This is a genomic window from Mediterraneibacter gnavus ATCC 29149 (genome assembly GCF_008121495.1).
Lineage (GTDB): Bacteria > Bacillota > Clostridia > Lachnospirales > Lachnospiraceae > Mediterraneibacter > Mediterraneibacter gnavus.
In genome coordinates this window covers 1,710,420-1,734,657 of sequence record NZ_CP043051.1, presented here as the reverse complement: position 1 = coordinate 1,734,657, position 24,238 = coordinate 1,710,420, and the positions used below count along the sequence as shown (strand labels likewise).

General features: G+C 49.4%; 28 protein-coding genes. 1 reads left to right on the top strand and 27 read right to left on the bottom strand.

The window, feature by feature from the left end; translation table 11 throughout:
* Positions 1-11: 11 nt before the first annotated feature.
* The 15 genes from FXV78_RS08515 to FXV78_RS08440 form a co-directional block, all read right to left on the bottom strand.
* On the bottom strand, positions 12-1,748 hold the full coding sequence (locus FXV78_RS08515) for a C40 family peptidase (protein ID WP_004841051.1): 1,737 nt from the start codon (positions 1,746-1,748) through the stop codon (positions 12-14).
* Positions 1,741-2,121, bottom strand: a complete 381-nt coding sequence (locus FXV78_RS08510; protein ID WP_002571005.1) for a DUF3851 domain-containing protein — start codon at positions 2,119-2,121, stop codon at positions 1,741-1,743. The genes FXV78_RS08515 and FXV78_RS08510 overlap by 8 nt, the downstream gene beginning before the upstream one ends.
* The gene (locus FXV78_RS08505; RefSeq protein ID WP_004841055.1) at positions 2,121-4,523 is read right to left on the bottom strand and encodes a VirB4-like conjugal transfer ATPase, CD1110 family; all 2,403 of its coding nucleotides are present in this window, start codon (positions 4,521-4,523) and stop codon (positions 2,121-2,123) included. Before FXV78_RS08505 ends, FXV78_RS08510 begins: the two co-directional genes overlap by 1 nt.
* The gene (locus FXV78_RS08500) at positions 4,480-4,935 is read right to left on the bottom strand and encodes a PrgI family protein (RefSeq protein WP_004841058.1); all 456 of its coding nucleotides are present in this window, start codon (positions 4,933-4,935) and stop codon (positions 4,480-4,482) included. Before FXV78_RS08500 ends, FXV78_RS08505 begins: the two co-directional genes overlap by 44 nt.
* Positions 4,936-4,955: 20 nt before the next feature.
* Positions 4,956-5,825, bottom strand: a complete 870-nt coding sequence (locus tag FXV78_RS08495; RefSeq protein ID WP_002592890.1) for a VirB6/TrbL-like conjugal transfer protein, CD1112 family — start codon at positions 5,823-5,825, stop codon at positions 4,956-4,958.
* Between the two features lie 69 nt (positions 5,826-5,894).
* On the bottom strand, positions 5,895-5,966 hold the full coding sequence (locus tag FXV78_RS08490; protein ID WP_118736852.1) for a hypothetical protein: 72 nt from the start codon (positions 5,964-5,966) through the stop codon (positions 5,895-5,897).
* A 105-nt stretch (positions 5,967-6,071) separates the two neighbouring features.
* The gene (locus tag FXV78_RS08485) at positions 6,072-7,742 is read right to left on the bottom strand and encodes a recombinase family protein (RefSeq protein WP_003020327.1); all 1,671 of its coding nucleotides are present in this window, start codon (positions 7,740-7,742) and stop codon (positions 6,072-6,074) included.
* A complete protein-coding gene (locus tag FXV78_RS08480) occupies positions 7,743-7,940 on the bottom strand; it encodes a hypothetical protein (protein WP_003020324.1) in 198 nt (65 codons plus the stop codon).
* Positions 7,941-8,181: 241 nt separating this feature from the next.
* Positions 8,182-9,510, bottom strand: a complete 1,329-nt coding sequence (locus tag FXV78_RS08470) for a virulence-associated E family protein (RefSeq protein WP_003020317.1) — start codon at positions 9,508-9,510, stop codon at positions 8,182-8,184.
* Complete coding sequence (locus FXV78_RS08465) at positions 9,488-10,132, bottom strand: CHC2 zinc finger domain-containing protein (protein WP_004841066.1); 645 nt, start codon at positions 10,130-10,132, stop codon at positions 9,488-9,490. The genes FXV78_RS08470 and FXV78_RS08465 overlap by 23 nt, the downstream gene beginning before the upstream one ends.
* A gap of 65 nt (positions 10,133-10,197) precedes the next feature.
* On the bottom strand, positions 10,198-11,778 hold the full coding sequence (gene mobQ / locus FXV78_RS08460) for a MobQ family relaxase (RefSeq protein WP_003020311.1): 1,581 nt from the start codon (positions 11,776-11,778) through the stop codon (positions 10,198-10,200).
* 157 nt (positions 11,779-11,935) lie between these two features.
* The gene (locus tag FXV78_RS08455; RefSeq protein ID WP_004841069.1) at positions 11,936-12,946 is read right to left on the bottom strand and encodes a C45 family autoproteolytic acyltransferase/hydolase; all 1,011 of its coding nucleotides are present in this window, start codon (positions 12,944-12,946) and stop codon (positions 11,936-11,938) included.
* 306 nt (positions 12,947-13,252) lie between these two features.
* Positions 13,253-13,549 carry a DUF3847 domain-containing protein gene (locus tag FXV78_RS08450; protein ID WP_039959346.1) on the bottom strand — a complete coding sequence of 99 codons (297 nt, stop codon included), beginning with the start codon at positions 13,547-13,549 and terminating at the stop codon, positions 13,253-13,255.
* Complete coding sequence (locus tag FXV78_RS08445) at positions 13,542-13,883, bottom strand: DeoR family transcriptional regulator (protein WP_003020305.1); 342 nt, start codon at positions 13,881-13,883, stop codon at positions 13,542-13,544. Before FXV78_RS08445 ends, FXV78_RS08450 begins: the two co-directional genes overlap by 8 nt.
* On the bottom strand, positions 13,880-14,068 hold the full coding sequence (locus FXV78_RS08440) for a hypothetical protein (RefSeq protein WP_003020302.1): 189 nt from the start codon (positions 14,066-14,068) through the stop codon (positions 13,880-13,882). The genes FXV78_RS08445 and FXV78_RS08440 overlap by 4 nt, the downstream gene beginning before the upstream one ends.
* A gap of 483 nt (positions 14,069-14,551) precedes the next feature.
* Here FXV78_RS08440 and FXV78_RS08430 point away from each other — a divergent pair, with 483 nt between their 5' ends.
* The gene (locus FXV78_RS08430; protein ID WP_003020299.1) at positions 14,552-15,358 is read left to right on the top strand and encodes a helix-turn-helix domain-containing protein; all 807 of its coding nucleotides are present in this window, start codon (positions 14,552-14,554) and stop codon (positions 15,356-15,358) included.
* A 174-nt stretch (positions 15,359-15,532) separates the two neighbouring features.
* On the opposite strand, the gene ltrA is transcribed toward FXV78_RS08430, so the two are convergent.
* The 12 genes from ltrA to FXV78_RS08370 all read right to left on the bottom strand — a co-directional run bounded on the left by ltrA (position 15,533) and on the right by FXV78_RS08370 (position 24,232).
* Entirely contained in the window at positions 15,533-16,828 is a 1,296-nt protein-coding gene (ltrA, locus tag FXV78_RS08425; RefSeq protein ID WP_039959348.1) for a group II intron reverse transcriptase/maturase, read from the bottom strand.
* 89 nt (positions 16,829-16,917) lie between these two features.
* Positions 16,918-17,097 (bottom strand): hypothetical protein, encoded by a 180-nt coding sequence (locus tag FXV78_RS08420; protein ID WP_003020292.1) that lies wholly within the window; start codon positions 17,095-17,097, stop codon positions 16,918-16,920.
* Between the two features lie 221 nt (positions 17,098-17,318).
* Positions 17,319-18,620, bottom strand: coding sequence for an MATE family efflux transporter (locus FXV78_RS08415; protein ID WP_003020289.1), 1,302 nt, complete (start codon positions 18,618-18,620; stop codon positions 17,319-17,321).
* Positions 18,613-19,047, bottom strand: a complete 435-nt coding sequence (locus tag FXV78_RS08410; protein WP_003020286.1) for a MarR family winged helix-turn-helix transcriptional regulator — start codon at positions 19,045-19,047, stop codon at positions 18,613-18,615. The genes FXV78_RS08415 and FXV78_RS08410 overlap by 8 nt, the downstream gene beginning before the upstream one ends.
* A gap of 116 nt (positions 19,048-19,163) precedes the next feature.
* Positions 19,164-19,541: a TnpV protein gene (locus FXV78_RS08405; protein WP_003020283.1), complete on the bottom strand. Its 378-nt coding sequence runs from the start codon at positions 19,539-19,541 to the stop codon at positions 19,164-19,166.
* Positions 19,501-19,773: a helix-turn-helix domain-containing protein gene (locus FXV78_RS08400; protein WP_039865074.1), complete on the bottom strand. Its 273-nt coding sequence runs from the start codon at positions 19,771-19,773 to the stop codon at positions 19,501-19,503. The genes FXV78_RS08405 and FXV78_RS08400 overlap by 41 nt, the downstream gene beginning before the upstream one ends.
* 155 nt (positions 19,774-19,928) lie before the next feature.
* Positions 19,929-20,087 (bottom strand): Maff2 family mobile element protein, encoded by a 159-nt coding sequence (locus tag FXV78_RS08395; protein ID WP_004798086.1) that lies wholly within the window; start codon positions 20,085-20,087, stop codon positions 19,929-19,931.
* A 219-nt stretch (positions 20,088-20,306) separates the two neighbouring features.
* On the bottom strand, positions 20,307-22,136 hold the full coding sequence (locus FXV78_RS08390; RefSeq protein WP_004841079.1) for a VirD4-like conjugal transfer protein, CD1115 family: 1,830 nt from the start codon (positions 22,134-22,136) through the stop codon (positions 20,307-20,309).
* Positions 22,133-22,633, bottom strand: a complete 501-nt coding sequence (locus FXV78_RS08385; protein WP_039959350.1) for a PcfB family protein — start codon at positions 22,631-22,633, stop codon at positions 22,133-22,135. The genes FXV78_RS08390 and FXV78_RS08385 overlap by 4 nt, the downstream gene beginning before the upstream one ends.
* Before the next feature lie 86 nt (positions 22,634-22,719).
* Entirely contained in the window at positions 22,720-23,139 is a 420-nt protein-coding gene (locus FXV78_RS08380; protein ID WP_004841083.1) for a DUF4313 domain-containing protein, read from the bottom strand.
* 21 nt (positions 23,140-23,160) lie between these two features.
* On the bottom strand, positions 23,161-23,463 hold the full coding sequence (locus FXV78_RS08375; protein WP_004841085.1) for a DUF5720 family protein: 303 nt from the start codon (positions 23,461-23,463) through the stop codon (positions 23,161-23,163).
* A gap of 22 nt (positions 23,464-23,485) precedes the next feature.
* Positions 23,486-24,232: a BRO family protein gene (locus FXV78_RS08370; protein ID WP_004841087.1), complete on the bottom strand. Its 747-nt coding sequence runs from the start codon at positions 24,230-24,232 to the stop codon at positions 23,486-23,488.
* Between the last annotated feature and the right edge of the window lie 6 nt (positions 24,233-24,238).

Below are 24,238 nucleotides of genomic sequence, written 5' to 3'. Positions count from 1 at the left end.
AAAAATCTCTGTTACCAGTTCATCAGACCGTAGCCCTTGATACTCTGATAATTCAAGTCATAACTCTTGATCTTGCAGGCATCGCCGGAATTTCCCTCCACGGTATAAACACGGCTGCCATCGGTGCCGACAACGATGCCCACATGGTCGGCGCTGCCGTCCAAGTCCCAATCGAAGAAAATGGCATCGCCGGGGGCAATATTCTCATACCCCCGTGCGCCCCACTGTCCATGAGACTGGAACCACGGAACGCCCTGCCACTCACAGCCTGCAAAGCGCGGCTCACTTTTTCCTGCCTGGTTATAGCACCAGGATACGAAGCAGGCGCACCATTCCACGCGGCTGTCAAAGCCATACCAGCTCCAGTAGGGATAACCGCCCACATTTCCCACCTGACTTTTCGCCAGTTCCACCAGCTGCGGATTGCCGGGGCGGGTGCCGTTAATGAACTGCACACCGGACAAATCTTCCGAGCCGCTGGTATCAGGGGAACCGCCGCCAAACAACAGCGGCTTATTGCCCATGGTCTGTCGATAGACCTGATACATTTCCATCTGCTCCGGGGTCAATAGCTCCGACGCCACAGCGGAAATGGGCTTGCTGGTGAGTTTCACATTCAGAATGTAATACTCATAGGGGACTTCTTCTGAGGTGGTCTCGCCGGTCTCCGGGTCGGTGGAGGTCTCCGTGCGATAGCGGATCTCCACTTCCTCGGTAAGCGTCAGCTGATACTGTGCTGCAAACACACGCGCCAGCTCTGCCTGGGCGCTTTGCCTGGTGTAGCCCTGCAAGACAGCAGAGAGAAAGGCCGCCAGCTCATGGGGGTCATGGCCGATCATGCCAAGGTCATAACGATACTCGTCATACCCTGGGTGGCTGCTTTCGATGTTGTCGATTTCCTCCTGCAACTGGGCTTCTCTGGCTGCATAATCCGCCTCCACCGCCAGCATTTCCGGGTCATCCGACGGATAGGTGGTGCCGGAGAGAACGGAACCAATGCTCTGCGCCATCATGGAACAAGAGGACATGGTATTCATCAGCATACAGGCGATGAGGAATAAAACCCCTGCGATCAGGAAGCCCTTTTTGTGGCGCATGACGAATGCCCCTGCCTGCTGTGCCTTTTCTTTTACCGTCCTTGCGGCCTTTCCTGTTTTGGACGCAGCCTGGGCGGTATTTCCGGCAGTCTGACCGGTGCGCTTGGCGGCGGCATACTGCTTTTTGATGGCCTGCTTTTGCTGCCAACGGGAAAGAGGATTGCTGGAAAACTGGGGATTTTCCTGCAAAGATTTCTGGTACAGGACATTTACATTTGCCTTTTCCAGTTGACGCTCTGCCTGGGCTGCTTTGCGGTACGGCTTCAGCTTGTGGCTGCGGTAGCCCTCCCGCACCAGATAAGCGCCGGTCTCCACCGCCTCCTCGGACTTGTGGGCGCTTTCCACGCCCACATTGTCCTGTTCTGTTTCCCGGATTTCTTTGTGGAGCTTGCCCGCGACCAGATGGACGGGTGCTTCCTTCACTCTCTGAGAAAGTTTGGAGGGTGGCTTTTTCTTGTCCTCAAAGGTCAGCTTCGAGGTCTTTTTTCCGGTATCCGGGTCAATAACTGTCTGCCTGACCTTTTTCTTTGGAATATTGGCCTGCGCCTTATCTGCTCTGGCCGCAGCTTTCTCCGCTTTGCGGATCGGCTTTTCCAGCGCAGGGTCAGCCCGTTCCTCATCGGTAAAGCGCAGGCGCGGCTCTTTATTCAAACCATTCTCCCAGCATGAGGGAGGACATCATGTAGTGCAGCTCTGCATAAATGGCCATCCCCACAGGATCGTTGAACATACAGCCGGACAGGTAGGCATAAAACTGTGCCACCACATCAGACAGGATCTTTGCTTCGGTTCCTTCCAGAACCAGACCGCCCATGCCTTCCTTGGCACGGATGGCGCTCCAGACTTCTGCCAGACGGAGAAGCCCCACCTGACCGGTCTCATTCAGTTCAGCTGCCTGATCTGCCGCCGTGCGGCACTCACTTACCGCATCAGCCATGACCGTAAGCAGCTGGCTGCGCTGGGCATTTACCGCCCTGTCAAAAAACATCAGCGGGTTTTGATTCAAAATGTTGGGGTTCATCATCATTCATCCTCCTTCTTTTTCAGTTCCTGGGGTTTGGTGGTCATAATGCGGTAAAGCTCGGTATTCTTCGGGAAGTGATCCACGAAAGGCAGGATCGTGGAGCCATAGAACAGCAGACCCTCGCCCTCACCGGAGTGGGTCACATAGCTCAGCTGGTGCGTGGAGATGCCCAGCTGCTTGGCGAGAATCTGTCGGTCTCCGCCTGCCTGGTTGAGCATATACACGAAGTCGGAGTTTTCAAAGATGTTCTCCACCTCACGGCTGGAAAGCAGGTCTTTGACATTCTGGGTGATACCTGTGGGAATGCCGCCCCACTTACGGAATCGCTTCCAGATTTCCACCGTATAAGCGGCGGTCTGTTCCTCTTTCAGAAGCAGGTGCATCTCGTCGATGTAGTAGCGGGTGGACTTGTGAGCGGCACGGTTGATGGTAACGCGGTTCCACACCTGATCCTGGACCACCAGCATACCGATTTTCTTGAGCTGCTTGCCCAGTTCCTTGATGTCATAGCAGACAATGCGGTTATTGATGTCCACATTGCTCTGGTGGTTGAACACATTGAGGGAGCCGGTTACATAGATTTCAAGGGCCGTGGCGATATACTGGGCTTCCTTTTCTTCCTGTGAACGGAGCAGGTTATATAGATCCTCCAGAATCGGCATATTCTCCGGGCGTGGGTCGTTGAGGTAGGTCTGATAGACCAGACGCACACAACGGTCGATGATGGTTTTCTGCACCGGCTGCAATCCGTCCTTACCGCCCACGATCAGCTCACACAAGCTGAGGATAAAGTCAGACTTGAGGGACAGCGGGCTTTCATCATCCGAGTAGTCCAGGTTCAGGTCCATCGGATTGATGTAGTTGGTTGAGGTAGGCGAGATCTTGATGACCTGCCCATGCAGACGCTCAACAAGAGGTGCGTACTCAGCTTCCGGGTCACAGATGATAACATCATCATTGGTAAGCAAAAAGCAGTTGGCGATTTCTCGTTTTGCGCTAAAGGACTTGCCACTTCCAGGTGTCCCAAGTATCAAGCCGTTGGGGTTTTTCAGCAACTTTCGGTCCACCATGATGAGGTTGTTGGACAGAGCGTTGATGCCGTAGTACAGGGCTTCTTTGCCGTTCTGAAACAGTTCCTGTGTGGTGAACGGTACAAAGATAGCCGTAGAACTGGTGGTCAGCCCTCGCTGGATCTCGATCTGATTGAGTCCCAGAGGCAGACAGCTCATCAGCCCTTCTTCCTGCTGAAAGTCCAGTCTGGTCAGCTGACAGTTATACTTCTGGGCAATAGAGCCTGCCTGAAAGATGTTGTTGCCAAGCTGACGGGGATTGTCCGCTGTGTTCAGCACCAAAAAGGAGACAAGGAACATTCTCTCGTTTCGGCTCTGCAAATCCTGCAACAGCTTTTTCGCTTCACTGCCGTAGGTGGCAAGGTCAGAGGGAATGATGTCCATGTCGTATCCTGCGCGAACTGCTTTTTTCTGTTCCTCGATCTTACTGCGGTCCAGGTCGGTAATCTTGCGCTTTACCGTCTTAATGGCTTTCACCTGATCCACCGACTGAATGTGAATACTCACAATGAGCGAGCTTTCCATATCCAGAAAATCAGCCAGCAGACGGTCATTCAGCTCTGGGGCTAAAATCTGCAAAAAAGAAACAGTCCCGTATTTCTTGCCCATACGGAACTGCTTGCCGGTGCGGAACTCAAAGGAGCTTGGTGCAATAAAATCTTTCGTAGACAAACCGGAAGGAGCCAGCCAGTCCCATTCAAACTGAAATGGGAGCTGTTCGTCCATGTGGAATACCGCATGAAGCTGGGAAAGCCTTTCCTTACCGTCCAGTGTTCTGGCGGCTACGCCAAGACGCTTGAAGTTATTGAGTATATCGGTCTCAATACGCTCCAGACGGGGCTTGGCAACTTTGATGCTGTCAGCGTCGATACCAAAGGTCAGGTATTTGGTCTTGATGAGACCGTTGTTGCCTCTGGCCAGCTGATTTTGCAGCATCGTGGTGTATTCCTCACGGATACTGTCAAAGGCATCCCCCTGGGGTGGGATGGAAATAGAGTTGGCAAAGGTCTCCTCCGATGCCGCAAGGTTCAGAAAAGACAACTGGAAGTGAATCGAGCTGTCGAAATAATTGAGGAAATCACACCAGCCCTCAAAGATCGCGGTCTTATCTTCATTTTGGGAGAGCTGATAGTTGATGTCCTGAAACTGAATGATCTTTGTGTAGTGGCTGTCCGATACGCGGCAGATCCCATCCGGCCACATCCGTTCATAGGGGATACTGTCCTGTGCCGATTTTCCTTTTTTGTCCGTGCGGTTGGCGCGGGCAATGGCCGCTTCGATCTGCTTTTTATCGGCGCGGGACAGCTTTTTCTTTGTCTTTACCGGCTGCACAGTTTTTTCCTCGGTTTTGCCGAACAGACGATACAGCCAGTTTTTGATTGCGGTGAACAATGTCATACACCTCCTTATCGAGCATTTCCTGCCGCTTTAATACGGCATAAAAGTTATTGGTCTGGTAGGGACGCTGCTTGGGACGGATCACAGCCACTTTTAGGATGTTGCCGACGATCTTTTCCAGGGGCTGTCCATGCTTTTCATACATTGCCAGCAGGAAGAAGGGCATCATGACCAGCATCATACACATGGCGGCCATGCTGTTTCCCGCAGGCTCACGGAGCAAAAAGAACAGCGGTATGCCTACAAGCGCCCCTGTGGTAAAGCAGACCAGCTGCCTTCGGGTCAGATTGAACATGACCTTGGTTTTGACTTTGGTTAAATCTTTGGGTACGGGTACATAAGCCAATGTGGAAACCTCCTTCCGTTTTAATGCGCCTGAAAGACTGATTTTGCGAGGCTGCCGGTTTTGAATAGCGTAAAGCACAGCAGTACGGTGTAACCCACGCAGCTCCAGATCGCCATGATGATGTCATCTTCCAAAGCGATGTTCTGCACCAGCACAGCATAAATTGCCACGCAGACGATGATGAGAAACGCCTGAAAGCCCAGCGCCAGCAGGGAACGGAGGTAGTTCTGTCCCATACCGCCCCATTCCTTGCCCATCATGGCAGCCATTGGAACGGGAGCCACCGAAGTCACAAGGTAAATCTCGATCATACGGCCATAAATGACGATAAAGATACAGATATACAGCGCCCACATGGTAATGCCGATAAAGAGGGATTGGAACCAAAGCCCGAACAGCGGCCCCAGATCCATTTCCATCAGCCTTGGTTCCAGATCGGTCATAACTGAGGAAATGTCAATGGACGCATCTGAACCGATGATCCCTGCCGCCTGCGCCACCACGCTCTGGGCCATATCAAAGACGCCCATCACGATATTCCAAGTGTTAGTGACAATCAAAATAGCGGCGGCGCTCTTGAACACCCACTTGAAGATCATCCAGGTGTCCACATCGTGCAGGTTGTTTTTGTCTGCGATCATCTGGATCAGGTCTACGGTCATCACAATAGCCAGGATCACGCCTGCAATCGGCACCATGATGGAGTTGGACAGATTCTCAATCATACTGAAAATACTGCCATTCCATCCCTGTGGTGTCTGGCCTACCTGTACGGATATATCCGCGACCTGTTGGTTTACGCTGTCAAACATCCCCGAAAGGTTGCTCATAATACCGCCCACCAGCATTTCTTTCAGCCAATTTGTCAGGGCTTCAAGTAAGAAATCCATACGGTGTCAACCTCCTTTCCGCCGCTCCCGCAAAGCAGCGGGAGCGGCAAGGATTTCATGCAGGGACGCTTAGACAGAGAAAAGCCCGGAGAGCAGAGGTACAAGGACCATGCCGACTACGGCTACACCAGCGCCGGCCATAAGCTGTTTTATCCCCAATTAGGTGTAAAACTCTGCTCGATGGCGGGCGGCGGCGTACAAAAAATCTATATGGTGTTGTTAAGAGAACCGTCCCGGCGGGACAGGTCAGGCAGTGACCTGTTCCACCTCTGGGATGGGTTTGAGATTAAAATGAATTTCGATAGAAATGTGTCTTGTTTTATCTTCGTCAATGCGCTCATGCACGACGATTTCTTTGATTAAGCGGTTGAGGGTGGCTACGTCCAGCTCTGTGATATTGGCGTATTCCTGAATGGCTTCCACCCATTGTTTTGCGTCATTGGCAAGCTGGACTTCATCGGACAGCCGCTTTCTGCCCTCGGACACTTTTGCTTTAAGCTCCGTCTGCTCGGTCTGTGTCTTTTCCAGCATGGTGTTGAAATTCTGCTCACTGATACGCCCTGCAATCATATCCTCATAAAGCCGCATGACCATTTTGTCCAGAACCTCAATCCGTTCCTCGTCCCTTGTAAGGGAGCGTTCCATTGCTTCCCGCTGTTCCCGCTGCTCGGCTTCACAGGTATTGGTCAGGCGGTCAGCAACCGCTTCCCCGTCCATCAGGGCAGCTCTGGCACATTCCCGGATTTTCCGCAGCACATGGCTGTAAAGGGTGTCATAGTCAATCCGGTGCTGGGTGCAGTGGTTCTTTCCAAAGGCATTGTAGGTCTTGCAGGAATAAATCTGCTGGGGATGTTTTGCGTTTGTGTAGCGTACTGTCAGCGACTTCCCACACTCGCCGCATTTTAACAGTCCGGCAAACAGGCTGATTTCATTAGTCTGCCCCGGACGCTGGCGGGATTTCAGCTTGTTCTGCACAATGTCAAAGCTCATGCGATCAATCAGCGGTTCATGCTGCCCCTCCACCACAATCCAGTCCTCCGGCTTCTTTTCCCCAATCGTGCCGATTTTGAAACGGTAGTCCTTTTTCTGGGAAGCAATCGCCCCGGTGTAGACGGGATTCATCAAAAGGTCTTTGATAACGGAGAAGTCCCACATATACCGCCCGTTTTCCGGGTCTTTCTTTTCCCATTTGGTGCGGGTATTGCGAAGCCCCCGTTCCCGGTTCCACCATGTGGGGCAGGGGATTTTTTCTTCCTCCAGCCGTCTGCGGATATAGTTCGGACCATGACCGTTCAGGGCATATCCGAAAATCAGCCGCACAATCGGGGCGGTTTCCTCGTCAATGAGCAGATGGTTTTTGTCCTCCGGGTCTTTCCGATATCCAAACGGGGCAAGACACCCGGTAAACTGTCCTTTCTGCGCTTTCAGAAGATAAGAGGAATGGACTTTCTTGGAAATATCCTTGCTGTACATCTCGTTCAGGATATTTTTGAACGGGGCAATGTCGTTGTTATCCCGCAGGGTGTCGATTCCGTCATTCATGGCGATATAGCGGACACCGTTTCTTGGGAAAAAGTCCTCAATCAAATGCCCGGTTTGCAGATAGTTACGCCCCAGTCGGCTGAGGTCTTTCGTGATGACAAGGTTGATTTGCCTGCGCTCAATGGCTCTCAACATTCTCTGTAAATCAGGACGCTCCATATTAAGACCTGTGAAGCCATCGTCCTGATAGACTGCCACAACCTCCCATCCCTGCTTTTCGCAGTATTTTTCCAGCATATCACGCTGGTTTGCGATACTGGCACTTTCGCCTTGCAGGTCATCGTCCTTTGACAGCCTGCAATAGACCGCTGCACGATACCCTCCGGCAAGTGCCGAACCGATTGTTCTGTATTCCATTTCGTTCATCATAGCCATTTACCCACACAATCCAGACGGTATCTGGCTCTTTTGAACCTCATCTTCATTATAGCTCATATCTTTCCTTTTAGCAAGATATTCTTTCGTATTTGTCTTACCGTATTTCTGGGAAATCAGGCTGACGAACACATCGGTTGCGTCCAGTTCCCCGTCAAATACCGTTGTAACATGAATCTCTGTTTTGTTTTTTGCCATAGGCAGTTATCCTCCATACATGAAAATAGCCAGACAGAGGGTGTCGGCAACGAAGTCCGGCAACGGGCTTCAAAAGACCTTGCAAACAATCTCAATCTGGCGATGGTTACTATTTATACTTTTCTTTTATTTTTCTGTTGTTTTGGTTGTTATAAGGGAGAAAAGCCCGCAGTTATGGGGTTTTCCCCGGCAACCGGCTCGGCAACGGGATAGCAACAGGGGATGCAACGGGCTGTCATTTTCAGAATGGAAGCTCCATCTGTTCTGTGACCTCCACAAAACCGTCCATCGTTTTTTCAGACGGGTTGCCGGAGTCCGTTGCCGGGTTTTCACGCTCCCAGCCCTTTTGTCTGCCATATTCGGAAAACATTCTTGGGTTTGGGAAGTACCGCCAGCCGGAAATGCACTGGTTCATAATCTCGTTGATTTCCCGGATTTCCCATTGCTTCGGCTCGTCAAAGACATGGTTCAAGGCTTCCTTGTAGAGCTGCTTGGAGCAGACCATGCTCCCGGTGTACTTATCAAGATACGCCTGTATCATCCCGGCTTTGGTGTCCTCCGGCATAAAATCCCTCTGGTGTTCTTTGAGATACCGCTGCATGGCGGGGCTGAAAGCCAGCTTGAACCTGCCGCTTCGGTAAATCTCCATCGCTTCCGCCCACATCTGCTCGATATAGGCTCTGGAAGCAGCTTCGTCCTCTAAAATGTGAACCTCGGCTTGCTCCGGGTACACCATGACGGGGATAAAGCGGCGGTTGCCGGAACGGTCAAGGGGCAGGAAGTCAAGGGCATTGGAAGTGCCGCCAAACACGCACTGACGGGGGCGGTCTGCCGGGTGGGTTTCATAGGGTATCTTGTAAACCTCTTTCTGCCGGCTTAAAAATGACTTGATTTCCTCAATGCTCTTGGCGTTTGCGGTTGCCATCATTTCCGACATTTCGATAATCCAGTGACCTTGCAGCTTGCGGTACACATTGTCATCGTCCAACTTCCGCAAATCATCGGAGAACCACTCGTCCCGGACTGCCAGCAGACGGAAGAAGGTGGACTTGCCAGCCCCCTGACCGCCTACCAGACAGAGCATGATTTCAAACTTGCATCCGGGCTGAAAGGCTCGTGAGATTGCACCCAGCAGGAATAGCTTCAACGCTTCATAGGTGTAATCGTCTGCGTCAGCCCCCAAAAAGTGCCGCAGGCAGAAGCGGATTCGCTCTGTCCCATCCCACACAAGGGTATTGAGATAATCCCGGATGGGATGGTACTTGTTTTCATTCGCCACAATCCCGATGGCGTTATCAATCTTTTTCTCATTGGTAAGCCCGTAGGTTTCTTCCAGATAGAGAAGCAGATACTTCATGTCCGTATCGTTTAAGGCGGTGCTTTCCCTGTGGAAACCGATGGGCTTTATGATGTCTTTGCGGTCGGTCAGGATGTTGTAGGCGATAGCCCCGGAAAGCAGCGGGTCACGCTGGAATACAGTCAGGCAGTTTCGTATGCTCTGACGGACACCGCCTTTCTCGGTAGTTTCCAGCCCCGCCTTGATTTCCTCAATGCTCTGGGGCGGCTGCATGGCGTTTATGGTGTTTTTTAGTTCTTGCTGCGTCTGCGGCTGCAAGCTCTGCCATTCGCTGTTCAAGCTGTATCACATCCTTTCCGTAGTCCGTAATCAAAGCCGCTTTTTCCTCGGTTTCCCCGAACAGCAGCACATCCAGCAGATATTCCACATGGGCTTGCTTCTGTAAGGCTTCCACAAACCGGGGATGAAAGGCTTCCTCCGGGGAGTGTGGGGCATAATCTTTTCTCCATTCCCGGAGTAGGTGGAGATAATCGGCAAGGATACGGAAGCAGCGGTTCTTTGCTTCCTGAAACTGTTCCTCCGGGGATTTCTGCCGGGGCTTGGGCTTTTTTGCCTTTCCCGGCGGTTTCCAGTCCTCATAGGAAAGCCCGAAGTCCTGTGCCAGCTGTACGGCGGCTTCTTTCTTTCCCAGCCCATACAGGGCGGCGGCAAAATCAATCACATCCCCATCTGCACCGCAGCCGAAGCAGTGATAACGCCGATCCAGCTTCATGCTTGGGGTTTTATCGTTATGGAACGGGCAGCAAGCCATCCCGTTCCGACCTATATGGATTCCATAATGCTCCGCAGCCTGTCTTGTTGTGACGGACTGCTTCACAGTTTCAAATACATTCAAATCTATCCCTCCTTGAAAAAAAGAAAAGCACCTGACATTCTCAATCTGAAAATGGCAAGTGCCTGTTAAAGTTCCATATCCTGTTGTTTGTGTTTTGTCTGCACCGGGGCAGTTCTTTGTGCTTTTTTCTCGTCAGCCTTATCCTGCAAGACTTCTTTGATAGGCTGTTTCTTGGGCGGCTCTTTGCTTTCTTCTGTGCCGGGGGTGGCTTTCCGTACCCAGTAGCGAATGTCCCGCAGCTTCTTCAAATCCTCCTGTACCTCGGTCAGCGGTGTTTTCAGGGCTGCAATTTCTTCCAGAAGCGTTTCCTGCTCCTCTTGCAGCTCCTTTTGGGTACTGTCCTTATCGTCCGGGTGCTTGGCAAGGTAGGCGGCGGCTTTCTCATACCGGGCAACCTCCGGGTGTTCCTGTTTGAATTTTTCCTTTGTTTTCTTAAAAAATATCTTCTGGTACTTCTCATAGACAGCCTTACATTCTTTGCAGTCTGTCCGGCTGGCAAGAATCCCGTCAATCACTTTGCTTCGGGCTTCCTTTGGCTTCATCTGATTGCGGTAATCTGCGGCTGATTTCCCGGAGGATTCCAGAAATGCTTCTAAGTCCTCCACAGTGGAAAGCCCCTTTTGCCGGAGATAGGACAGGGCTTCGCTGACTGCCTTTAAGTCCTGTGAAGTCCCCCGGTTCTGTCCAGCCCTCGTCCAGTCCTTCCGTTCTTCCTTTCGTATCTCCATGTACTTCATCAGCAGATTGGGAAGAAGTGTCGCTTCCTCCGCCGCCTTTTGTGCAAGCAGTTCTTTTCGTTTTTCTCCCAGCTCGGTAATCCAGCCTTTGAGGTTTTGGATAAGCTGTCGGATGGACTTCATCAGATTGTTGGCAGCTCTGATTTCCCGGTTCAGGTTGCCGATGTTCGTCTGGATACCCCGCTTTTCCATCTGCCGGACAGCAGCTCCCTCATGGACAGTAGGGATAATATCAAGCCCCTGTCTGGCATAAGAACGCAAGTCCACACGCTCTGGGCGGTCATTGGCTTCCAGATAGCGGTTCTGGATGACCTCCCATTCATGCCGCCAGATTTCGCAATACTTCTGGTCGTTCCAATCCACCGTATCCTCCTTGTGGCTTTTCCATCTGCCGGACGGAAGTTTTATCCGTTCCCCGTTTTCGTCAAGGTCATAAACCTTGCGGCTCTTGGGAAGCCATTTTCCATGTTCGTCCATTGCCCTCATAGTGAGCATGACATGGGCGTGGGGATTGTGTCCCGGCGGATGGGGGTCGTGGATGGCAAAGTCAACGATCATGCCTTTGGAAACAAACTGCTGTTCACAAAACTCCCGGACAAGGACAGCGTACTGGTCAGGCGGTATCTCTCTGGGGATGGTAAGCACCCACCGCCTTGCAAGCTGGGAGTTCCATTGCTTCTCCACCGCTTCGGCGGCGTTCCATAAGGTATTGCGGTCTGCATACTCCGGCGGAGCATTTGCCGGGAGCAGGATTTCATTGTGGACGATACCACGCTTTTCCGAGTAGTGCTTCACTTGCTGGTCGTATTCACAGAACAGCTTTTCGCCACTCTGGTAAGCAGCGGCGGCAACCGCAGACTGTCGCTGGCTGCGCTGCACAATCGTGATTTCGTTGTGTGGACAGGGCATTTCGTGTCCCTCCTTTCGGTAATTGGTGGATGGGGTGGCGTTTTACCACTTCATTTTGTGCAGAAAAAAAGCAGGAGATCTTTTTCAGATTTCCTGCTTAATGTGCCGCTGTGTGGGCGGCGAGTATTTAGTTGTAGTAATATATCAGCTTGAAAAATCAAAACTGAAAACGAGTATCTTCTTTGAATTTGTGTCGTCCGGGATTCCCTTCGCTTCGATAAATTTTGTGTCGTTTCATATCATAGATGACTGACCAGACAGTATCTTTACCAGTACTTCTGTCATACTGGCAGAGAAAACCATAATCCCCAGACAACAATTTTTCTGCAAATGGAAGATTGAAACCTCCATTTTTTCTGTTAAAAGCTGAATACAATGTTTGATACCGTTCTTCTGCAAACCAATTATCAATTTTATCGTTGTTATAGCCTATCATTTCTGGAAAATGGAAAGTGTTTGTTGCGCAGACAAAAGAAAGATTGTTATTCAATGTCTTTTCTACTTTTATCTGTTCCGCATTACATTCTATAACTGTTATCGTCCCCATTGCATCAGCTAAGGTTAAAGTTTGCGCTGAAGCAATCGGTAGTTGATATAAACAGGAGACAGCTTCCGATACATTTTTACATTTCTCCAGCAGGTATCTGACAATCATACCTGCGTTAAATCCCGGTTTGCATTGGTTAGGATAGACGGATGTTAGACCAACCGCTAAACCATGTTCATTAACGCCATCTTCAATCTCAACAAAAGCAGTTGTATTTCCTGTGAAAGAATAAACTCCATCTGTCAATTTATAAACTACATTCTGATTTAGTCTTTCGATTTCTGTCAGAAAATCACTGTTTCGTCCCAGAAGAATTTCATGCTCCGTTGTAAAAGCAAAACAAGAGCAATTACAAGATGGCGGCATAGAGTACATACTAAATAATACAGCTTGCAGAATACGGACATCACATTGTTGTCCATCTGCCAGACCTTGAATTTCTTCCATAATCTCATGGTAATACTTTTCATAAATCGGAAGGCAGGACAAAGCATAGTCAATCCGCTCCTGTGTGATTTCAAATGGTATGTTCTCCAAAATTATATTTTTGTGTTTTAACAGTAAGGAACCCCACCGAAAACCAGCTTCGTAGTGTGTTCCCCTAAAATGTGCATGATACATTTTTACACGCTCCTTATTGATTAGGTAAAGAGCTACCGGTAACTCTTATCTAAGGGTAACTGAATAAAAATTTTAAGTCAAGCCATATTTTACTTGTCGGCTGGGAACAGCTTGCAGCGCAAGGTGTCCCCAGAGGGCAGGTCCACAAAAGGGTAGCTGGCGGCAGCCAGCGCAGGGGAAGCGTAGCGTCTCCTGTTTGATTTGAAGCAGACCATGACTGCGGAAAATCACAGCCCTCCGGCGAGGAGCCTTCGGAGAACGCAATGCACCAACCTCTGGGTGGTGTATAATTGCGCCCTTAGTAAACTAAGGGGTTTCCGGCTTCTCCCGTTCCAGCAGTTTTTTCAATAGTTCCTGCGTGTCCTGCCTGTGAAAAATGAGTTTCAACAACATCATGACATCATCATCTGTCAGGCGTTCCGGCTCTTGCAGAAAACTTTCCAGCATACCGCCACGGGTACAGAGCCGGTGCGTCCGTTCCTTTCGGGTAAGCTGCTTTAACTGGTGCTGCAATGCCTTTTCATCATTGATGGCTTTCCGCAGTTTCTTTTCGCTTTTCTCCATCTCCCGGTTGAGCCTTTCCAGCTTTGAGGTATCAGGCAAGGGCAGCGTCCTCCTTTCCCGGTATCAGCACATAAATCCTGTTTGGTTCTCCAACGCCCTGACGCACCCGCATGATAAGTCCGGCGGTTTCCAGTTCATTCAAAGAACGCTTGACCGTCATGGGGCTGCGGGACAGGACTGCGGCAATGGCTGTGACAGGGAAGCAGACAAACAGGATTCCGTTCTCGTCCTCCTGCCCTTTGGAGAGCATAGCGTCCAGCATCCGGCAGTACATGACCTTTGCGGTGCTGCTGACTGGAAATCCTGTCAACGCCCTGGGAAAAGGCATACAGGGCGGCAAGGGTGTGTCTATCGTCATAAATTCAAAATTCATTCGGTGTGTTCCTCCTTTTTCTTTGCTCGTTTGGATAAATAACGGGGGCAGTCAATCACAACCGCCCGGAAGCTCTGCTTGCACCCATGCTGGCATTTCCGGCATAATTCGTTGTAAGTGACACGCCCCCGGTCATTGAGGTAAAAGGAAAGCTCCTGTTTCCTCTTTTTGCTCATTCTCGGCATATTGCGCTTCCTCCCGTTTTTGTGTATGGTTTCGGGGCGATTTTCGGAAAAATTACAGCCATAGAGCCGCCTAAAATCTCCCGAAGTATCAGCGATAGGGTAGACTATCCCCCTATCAGATTGTCGTGTTTCGGTATCATTTCGGTGTCAGTTCGCCAGTTCTCCCCGGTGTCGTTCCTCCCCTGAATCTCACAGCGGCGTATCGCTCCCTTTGGTACGCTCGTTTCGGTCAGGGTTCCTCCACATCCCTGCCAAAAGTCATGGCACTACATCGCCGGGGAAGCATATCCCACACAGGCTGGTCATTCGATTGGAATAATCCATCGATGAACTACCTGTATCATAGAACATTTTTGTGCCCTGTGCCGTATGTCCACAAAGTAGGAATTAGGAGTAAAAATCAGAAATTTCCACGATTGCGGAAAGTGTGATATAATCCAGTTAAGCGGCAGCAATGAAACCGCCGGAAAGGAGTGTGCGCCCATGAAAGGAGCAACAAGCATACAGGAACGCCTTTGGGAACTCCGCAAGGACAAAGGCTTAAATCTGGAAGAACTATCAAAGCTGACGGGTATTTCCAAATCTGCTCTCGGAAGTTATGAAAAAGAGGATTTTAAGGAAATCAATCATGGCAACCTTATCACGCTGGCAGACTTCTATGGGGTTTCCGTTGATTATCTACTGTGCCGGACAGAGAACAGGGAGCAGATCAACACGTCATTGACGGAGCTGCATTTGAATGATGAGATGGTTGCTCTCCTGAAAAGCGGTCGGATTAACAACCGTCTGCTCTGTGAGCTTGCCACACATAAAGATTTTATCAAGTTTCTTGCAGACATTGAGATTTATGTGGACGGGATTGCCACCATGCAGATTCAAAATCTCAATGCACTTGTCGATACCGTCCGGCATGAAATCATTGAACGGTATCGCCCCGGCGAAGATGACCCGCATTTGAAAGTGCTGCAAGCCGCCCATATCAGCGATGATGAATATTTCAGCCACATGGTTCTGGATGACCTCAATCTCATTATCCGGGATATTCGGGAAGCTCACAAAAAGGACAGTGAGAGTGCGCCCCAGACCACCGTTGCCGATGAACTGAAAGAAAATCTGGAAGCGGTCGAAAATTTCAAGGGCAGTCGGGATGAAAAGCTCGTTGTCCTTTACTGCAAGCAGCTCGGTATCAACTATAAAAATCTGTCAGATGAAGAATTTCGCTGGCTCATTCGGATTCTCAAAAAATCAAAGAAAATGGGAACGCCTATCAGCCAAAGGAAAAAACGGTAAAGAAAAACCGCTGTTGCATGGTTTGTTAGCTTCCATGTAGCAGCGGTTTTTACTGTGGTTATTCAGTTGAAAATCAGAACGATAGTCGAGTAGACTAAGACCTCTCAATCTTAGCCCCTCACAGATCCGTACGTGCGGCTTTCCCGCATACGGCTCCTCATAGTAACATTCGCTTCAATATAAACAATAGTACGTTTTAGGTTTTGCTAACGGGTAATACTTGAGCATTTCCACAAATCCATTCCATGTGTATGCCCGTCTACAACCTCTCCGATTCATGGCTTTGAATAGAAACTGTTGTACTCTGTGCAGGAATGTTGTTATCTTCCGAAAATTCCATGTAACACCATAATACCGATAGTGTCCAATTAGTTTTACGTTCAACTCTTTAATTATTTCTCGCATTGGTCGATTTCGATTATCGTAAATCCAGTTCTTGTATGCTCTAACCTTTTGCTCAAACTTCTTTCTTGAAGTCTGTACCTTTGGTACGAAACCTCCCTTTCGAGTTTTGCTACAGTAGAAGGTAAATCCCAGAAAATCAAATGTTTCAGGCTTACATTCTCCTCTTGCTCTACGATTCTGCTCTGCAAATCTCCCAAATTCAATCAGTCTGCTTTTACTACTTTCCAGCTCCAGTCCAAACTTTTCCATTCGTTCCTTTAACTCTTTATAGTATCTTTCAGCTTCTGACTTATATTGAAATCCTGCAACAAAATCATCCGCAAAGTTGACGAGAAAACACTCTCCATGCATTTCCCTTTGCACCACCAGCTTAAACCACAGCGTCAGCACATAATGCATGTATATATTTGCAAGCATCGGACTCATTACTGAGCCTTGTGCCGAACCTTCCTCTGTTGGCTCGAATTTTCCTTGCTCTATTATTCCTGCTTTGAGGTATTTACGTATTAGCCACAATAAGTTCCTATCCTGTATATTCCATTCAAGGAACTTCATCATCCAATCATGGTCGATATGGTCAAAGAAACCTTTGATATCGGCATCTACGATATAGCTGATTTTTCCATAGCTTATCCGTTGGTATACTTCTTTTATTGCTTCGTGACACCCCCTATTCGGTCTGAATCCATACATGCAGTTTAGGAATCTCGGTTCATAAATAGCTCCCAGTATTTTCTTCACTGCCATTTGTACAATCTTATCTTCATAGGAAGCAATCCCTAATGGTCGTTTCTTTCCATTTCCTTTAGGTATATATACCCTCAGTGACGGAAATGGCTTAAAGGATTTGTTTTTCAACCTCTGTACCAGTTCCTTGATATTTCTATCAAGGTTCTTCCCATACTCATCCTTAGTTACCTTGTCAATTCCGACTGCTTTGTTCCCATCTAATTCCCTATGGCATTGCTTTAGCATATCTTCATTTATCAAATGGTACACTGATGTAAATATAGGATGTTTTGATGTTGCCGATATCTCAGCTATTCTTACTAATTTCGTTTCCATTATTTCCTCCGTCCCTGAGTACGGATAATGTGTCCTCAGTAAGACCTTTACTATGCAATCCCCTTCCCTCCATAGGCATTGCCCGATTTCTACAGTACTATGGGATTGTCCGACCACCTACCATTCATTTGAAATCCTCCGTTTTCAGTTGCAACTTCATACTCTTCTTCGAGAAATGGCAGGTTCTCCCCAGTTGATGTGTATTCACAATGTAAAACATGATTGGTTCTCTGACTCCGCAGTGCCACATAATACTCGCCATATCGCATTACATGCTATTGTCTTCCGCACCAGTTAAGACGTCGACCGACTGAAGTTAACGTTTCGAAGCTCAATCACTATTCAACCCTGCTTTCTTGCTGTCTACGCTTGTCAGATGCCGTTACCGGCATCATCCCAAGACTCGCTATTATCTGGTTGGCTAAACCTTGGATAAACCGGAATCCCACCGGCTTGACTACACACCCTTAGCTGGGCGCACAACTGGAAGTTATCGATTTCTTTGTGCGCTGTATCTAACGGACAGCACAATGCTTACTGATGCGGTAATGACCTTTGCAAATACGGCGCTCCACCAAATCGTGATTTGACCGCCAAACACCGGCGGCAGCATCAGCATCAACACCAGCATGATGATGGGTTCGATAAAGGTCAGAACATAGGACAGCACACTTTTTTCGGTTGCGTAGAAAGCCGCCGCGGAAACTCGTGTGATGGCGTCAAACGGAACCGACACAAGGAAGATCGGCATGACCTTTATGACCCCTGCGTTTACCTCGGCAGATGAACCGAACAGTAGTCCAATCTTTCCACGGAGCAGGTAAATCAGAATCGCACTGATTACCGCCAAAACCATGGAAAATTCATACGCCAGCGTTTTGGTTTGTTTGAGCGATTTTTCTTCGCCTGCTCCGTAGAACTGACTCATGAGCGGCTGGCTACCATCACCGACACCCTGCAAAAGAAGATAAACAATGCAGATGATATAGGAGATACAGGCATAGGTGGCGATAGCCTCCTGTCCGCCATAATAAACCGAAAATCGGTTGATGATCACAAGAGAGATATTTGGGGCAAGGGTCAAGCCAAATGGAGCAAGTCCGATTTTTAATATCTGAAATGCCGTTTTCGGGGTATCAACAGGTGCGATTTTCAGAGTGAGGTTCTTTTTGATGGCGCAATACACGAGTGCAACCGCCATGGTAACTCCCTGCCCAATAATGGTCGCCAATGCCGCACCGTACATGCCCCGTCCAAGAACCCACACAAAAGTATAGTCAAGAGCAACATTGGTAGCAAAGCCGCAGATCATAGCGATCATTGCCCACAAAGAACCGCCGTAATTACGCATAAACGGAACCAGTCCGGTGCCGAACACCTGTAAAATCGCTCCAAGGGCAATTACCTTGATATACTCATTTCCCAGAGTAAGCAACTCGCCCGATGCACCAAGGGCAGAAAGGATTTTCTCTGAAGTGAAGAAAACGGTGACAGTCAGGACAGCGCTGAAAAGAAGCATCAGCCATGTTGCACCGGCAACGAACTCCCGTGCTTTTTTCTCATTTCCTGCTGCTTTCAGAATGGAGTATTTGACTGAACCACCCATTCCGATTCCTGTCCCTACGGATTGCAGGACCGCCGTGATGGGATATGCAATGTTGATTGCGGAAAGTCCGGCATCCCCGATTGAGTTGCCTACAAAGAAACCGTCAACGATGGCATACACCCCGGAAAGCGCAAAGGATAACACGGACGGAATCACATACTGAAAGAAAGTCCGCTTGTTATTCACTGCCCAGACCTCCTCTCAGCTCTCTTTCAAAGAGAAGATTGAAAAGGTCAAGAATTTCACACATGGCTTGGAGCCGTTCGTTCCCGATTGTTCTATAAACCTTCTCCTCGGCTTTTCGTAAAGGCGCAATCATTCTGTGGGCGTATACCTGTCCGCTTTCAGTCAAGACGATCCGCTTCTCACGTTTATCGCCCTCGCTGGCCTCCAACAGTAAATAGCCCTTCTTTTGAAGTGCGCTCACGACCGTATGAACCGTCTGTTTTTGCATACCGAAATTCTCTGCGATCTGCTTTTGCGTCAGTTCTCCCATGGATTCCAGCGCATACAGCACCATCATTTCCGGGTATCCGACGCCAAGTACTGAAGCTGCTTTTGTATATAGCGCAGTGCTTTTCGCCCACGCAACGTTAAAATGATTGTTTTCCATAAGTCCTCCTCTTACAAATAGTATTTACAAATACTATTATAGTATATTGTAAGGACTATTGTCAAGGGCGTATGGAGCAAAAAATTCTTATTTGTCATAATCATTCTACCATACCGTTATGAATAAATCATCTCTTGCAAAATAATTTCTTCTGCCCGGTTGTGAATGTTATTGCAACGCCGCACCCATTCCATTTCTTGGGTTCGTTTCAATTCCTCGGTCACGCCCTCGGCATCTTTCATCTGCTCCATGATGGTGTCTAACCGTTCCTGTGCCTGTTCGTTCAGGTCTGCAAGGTATGTCCATAACTCCCCGGTCAAGGTCAATGTGTTCAATCTGACTGGGTGGACTTCCCTTAAATATTCCCTGTGCATCCGTCCGTACTTTCCAATAGGGCGGTGTTCCTTCGGCAGCTTCAAATCCGGGATATAGTAATCTCCGACAAGGATATAATCAATTCCGTTTTCCGTTATTCTTGGTTTCAGTTCGCTCATGTTCCTTACCTCCTGTGGAAGTAGGCTCGTCTGGTACTAACTCAATCACATCGGTAATCTCACAATTCAGCGTTTCGCAGATACGGGCTAATGTGTCCATGCTGATGTGCTTTCCCTCTTTACTCATGTTGGCAATCATATTCGTTGTCATACCAGCGGCAAGCCTTAAATCTTCTTTTCGCATATCACGCTCTAACAGTGTGTGCCAGAGTGGTTTATAGCTGATGTGCATATTGCTTTCCCGCCTTCCTATCCATACCACCGGGGCGGCTGCCCCGGCAGGAACTTTTCTCTTATTATAGCACCAATCTTGTGAAATCACAATTTATTCTTGTGGACTGCCGCTGATACCGTCTGGATTGTGCTTTTCCTTTCTTTTTGTTCCCTTTAATTAGCCATGAACTGCTTCATGCCCTGGCTCTTTGCGCCCGGATTATCATTTCCGTAGCCCTCCAAGAGGTTGATAACGCCCCAGATACCAAGACCGGCACCGAGCGCGATAACGAGGGTCTGAAGAACGGTGATTGCCTGTTCAAAAAATGCCATATAGTTTGTTAGCCGGAATCTGATTAAAAAATAGGTTTGTCATGTTTCATAGGCATACAAAAGCCGGAACAATCTGCCGACCGGTTTCCGGGGGCATGATTCCGGCTGTCCTCCTTTTTCATTATTTTTTCTTGCGATTGTCCGCTTTGTACGCCAATGGCCCGTAGAGGGCAGGTGCGGCGAATAGATAAGATCACTCCCTTCAAAAGCGGAACGAAGTTAAGCGCCCTTTGTGTCTACTTCATATACTTCGCAGACCTCATTGGGCTTGAGTTTCAGCCTTGCGGACAGGAATGCTTCAATGTCAAAAGCGTTCTTATCGTCCGCGTCGGCAGTGTACTTGAAATTGGGGTGCTTGGTAATGTCGTACTTATCCGAAAGGAAAGGACGCACACCACGCAACTGGAGGATACACTTGCCGCCATCCATAACAGCAAGCTCATCCTGGCTCATCAGCTCTTTCCCCAATTTTTGATAGTTGAGAGAATGGGAGGTTTCCCGACCACGGCTCTCTCCGGTGTTGTAGGTGTCGATGGTTTCCTTGCCCAGCACGGCAGCCAGCTCCTTGAGGGTGGTTGGCTCCTTACCGCCTAGGAAGATGGAAGTATCCATGTTGCCGATGATGGTATCTGCGTTATCCTTATAGATCGCCTTGAGCTGACTCTGCGCCTGCAACACCAGACAGGCAGAGATCTCACGGCTTCGGATGGTAGCGACCAGCTTTTCCAAACGAGGAATCTGCCCGATATTGGCGGCTTCATCAATTAAGCAGCGTACATGGACTGGGAGCCTGCCGCCATACACATCGTCCGCCTTTTCACACAAGAGGTTGAACAGCTGGGTGTAGCACATGGAGATCAAAAAGTTAAAGCTATCGTCCGTGTCGCTCATAATGAGGAACAGGGCAGTTTTCCGGTCTCCCAGAGTGTCCAGCTCCAGCTCATCATAGGCTGTGACCTCACGCAGCTCTGCAATGTCGAATACCGCAAGGCGCGCACCACAGGAAATCAGGATCGACTTGGCTGTTTTTCCGGCGGCCAGCTTATATTTCTTATACTGGCGCACCGCAAAGTGGTTTGGCTTCTCGGCTTCCAGCGCATCAAACATCAGATCTACGGGGTTTTTGAACTCCTCGTCATCCTCACGGACTTCCATAGCGTTGATGAACTCAATGAGGGTGGAGAAGTTCTGCTCCTCCACCGGAGCCTCATAGTGGATATAGCCAATGAGCGCGCAGTACAACAAGGTTTCTGCTTTTACCCAGAAATCGTCTCCAGCCTTGCCCTCGCCTTTGGTATTGGCGATCAGCGTCGTGACCAGCTTCAAGATGTCCTTTTCGCTATGGATATAGGCAAAAGGGTTATAGTGCATTGATTTTCGGAAGTTGATGGTATTTAGAACCTTGATGCAGTAAGGTTCATAGATGACCTTGCCGTGCTTATCCTTCATGGGCTTTCCGTCCTTCCCCAGCTTGGGTGCGCCCCTTTGGAGCATTTTCCCGCACTCCACCAAAATGGTTCCCTTCGGGTCTGTGACCACATAAGAACTATGCATCTGCATCAGATTGGGCTTCAACCAGAAGCGGGTCTTACCGGAACCGGAGCCGCCGATCACCAGCACATTTTTGTTTCTGGCGGTCTTGGGGTCCTTGGGGCGGCTGTTCATGGTCAGGCTTTCGGTTTTTGTGAGAATGACATTGTTCTGGAACACCGGGTCGATGTAGGGAGCAATATCCTCACGGGTTCCCCACCGTGCAGAACCATACTCCATGCCGTGACGGTACTTCTTGGCGTTCTTGCTCTTGAGATATACCGCCAGACGCAGACCAGCACCGCAGCACAGCCCCACCAGCAGATCCAACGGGTGCAGGCTGGGCCAGAAACTTTGCAGCGCCCCAGGCAGGACAGCAAACAGGGAAAGGAATTTTTCCGAAGCATTTGCCCCCTGAGCCAGCCGCCATGCCTCCCCGAAGTTGGTAGCAAACAGCCCCATCAGGAGATAGGGCAGGTTCAGCAAAACGAGCTTTTTGATGTCAAACTGCTTTTTCATCGCTCCAGCTCCTTTCGCTTGGTGCGATCCACCACGGCATTTTTGACCATCTCTTTGAACTGACTGAGTTTTGCCAGCACAGACGGGCGTTCCGTTTTCTCGGCCTTCTTGACCTTTTTGCTGGTGTACTCGGTAAATGCAGCGGTCAGCGCATCGGCGTCACGGCCTTTGAAAAAGATCAGATACTTGGGCGGGGAGCTGCTGCGGTCTTTCTTTACCGCATAGTCTACACCATATTTTCGGGCGATCTTCTCAAATTCCTTGATGGAGGGGTCTGTGATCTCAATATTGGAGATCCCCTGATTCTGACCAATGAGCTGCTTGACGGTCTGTTTGCCGTGGGGTGTCACAGGAGCGTCACGGCTTCTCTGTTTTTGCAGCTTCTTCTCCTTGTAGTGGGCCATGTACTTACTGATGGCAGCTTTGAGCAGCCTGCCGGTAAACTTTGTTCCGCTGACAACCAGCGTTAAAGTCCTGTTTTCCACTTCTTCCTGCATTTTCATCTCCTCCTTTCCACAAAATGTGCAGGGGTGGTGCATTTCTTTCTAAGGCGGAACCACCAGCCGCCGGAGAAAATATTTCTTCATCGCTCCATCCCGCGGTTCTTTTTCTTTACCGGCTTTTTATCCGGCAGATTCCACTCTTTCCGAAACTCTGCCACGCCTTTAGGGTCAAATGCCTTCAACTTTTCCAGATCAAAGGCAACAGCAGAATATTTTCCATAACCGGACTGCACCTGATAGGGAAGCACCTTCCCCAATTTGTTCTCTCTAATAAATCGCAGCAGGTCCTTGCTGATGTCACCGGAAATAAACGCCTCTCCAGGGTCCAGGGAATACCCTGGAAGGTTCACCGTCATATCTGCAAACGGCTCTGCTCCATCTTCTGTATGGGTAATCATGCCGATATAGAGCCGCTGATTATTCGCATACATCCCAAGTTGCAGCGATATGGTTTCTTCCCCATATTCCCACTTGAAGGGTACTTTCTTTTCCTCATTCATATCAGATTCCTCCTATCGTATCTAATTTTTGTGGTCATAAAACAAATCTCCATTTCTGACCTTTGCATGGCTGAGAATCTTGATCTGCCCCTTTGCCTGACTGTCCAGAGCTTTTTCATAGCCTATATCTGACAAAAACAGGCGGGTGCGTTCTCCTTTCCAGCCCACCGGGGAGTCATGCGTCAGCACATCAAAAATAATCATGTGCCGCGTGTTCTCCGCAAATCGCTGGAGATCCATGTAGTCATGGCCGTGGTAGTTCTGCGCCCCGGCTTTCTGGCGCATTTCCTCCATCAGCTGACCGATTGTTTTGCCTTCCTGCATAAAACCCACTTCCTTTCTGTTCTTATGAGACCAGCAAGATCATCTCCCGCAGCTGGGCAAAATAGAGCTTGCCCTGGGGCGTGACCAGCGTGTAGGAACCGGTATGGCCGTGGTTGCAGTAGTCTTTGACGCAAAACAGCCCTGCATTTTTCACATTGGCATAAGGCAGCACATTGCCGGATGCCGTGCGGTACACAAACCGCCGTTCTATCAGAAACCGAACAAACCGGCGCTCCGGGACATCCAACTCTTTGGCGGTAGTCCTGAGATTGGTGCTGTGCTTTAAGTCGATGAACAGGTCATAGAAAGCGGCTTTGCCCTCCAGCTGTGCATTTTCCTTACGCAGAGAAATATTTGCTTCACGCTCAGCCAACAGGTCTGAGCAGAGCTTCATCAGAGCTTCCGGGGAAGTGGCTACCTCCCACAGCTTCTCTTTTGTGAGATAGGCTCCGTGCTTGCGAATGGTAGGCAGGACCTCATCGAATACCCACCGTTCAAACTGCTCTGCCGATGGCAATTTGCTATGAACGATCAGGCGGTACAAATCGCCTTCTGGGATAAAAGTCATACTGATTTTGCGGTCAGGGCTTTGTGGGTGAGGTGCGTCGCGTTTCACGACATACCTACAATGGCGGATAATTGCATCGCGGGGATTGCTGTACCCCAGCGCAGCGGCCACATCCGTTCCGCAGAACAGGTATTTGCCGTTTTCCTCAATGACACGGATACTGCCAAACTCCGGGTTTTTGAAAATTTCCATCTGGTTCATGTCGTG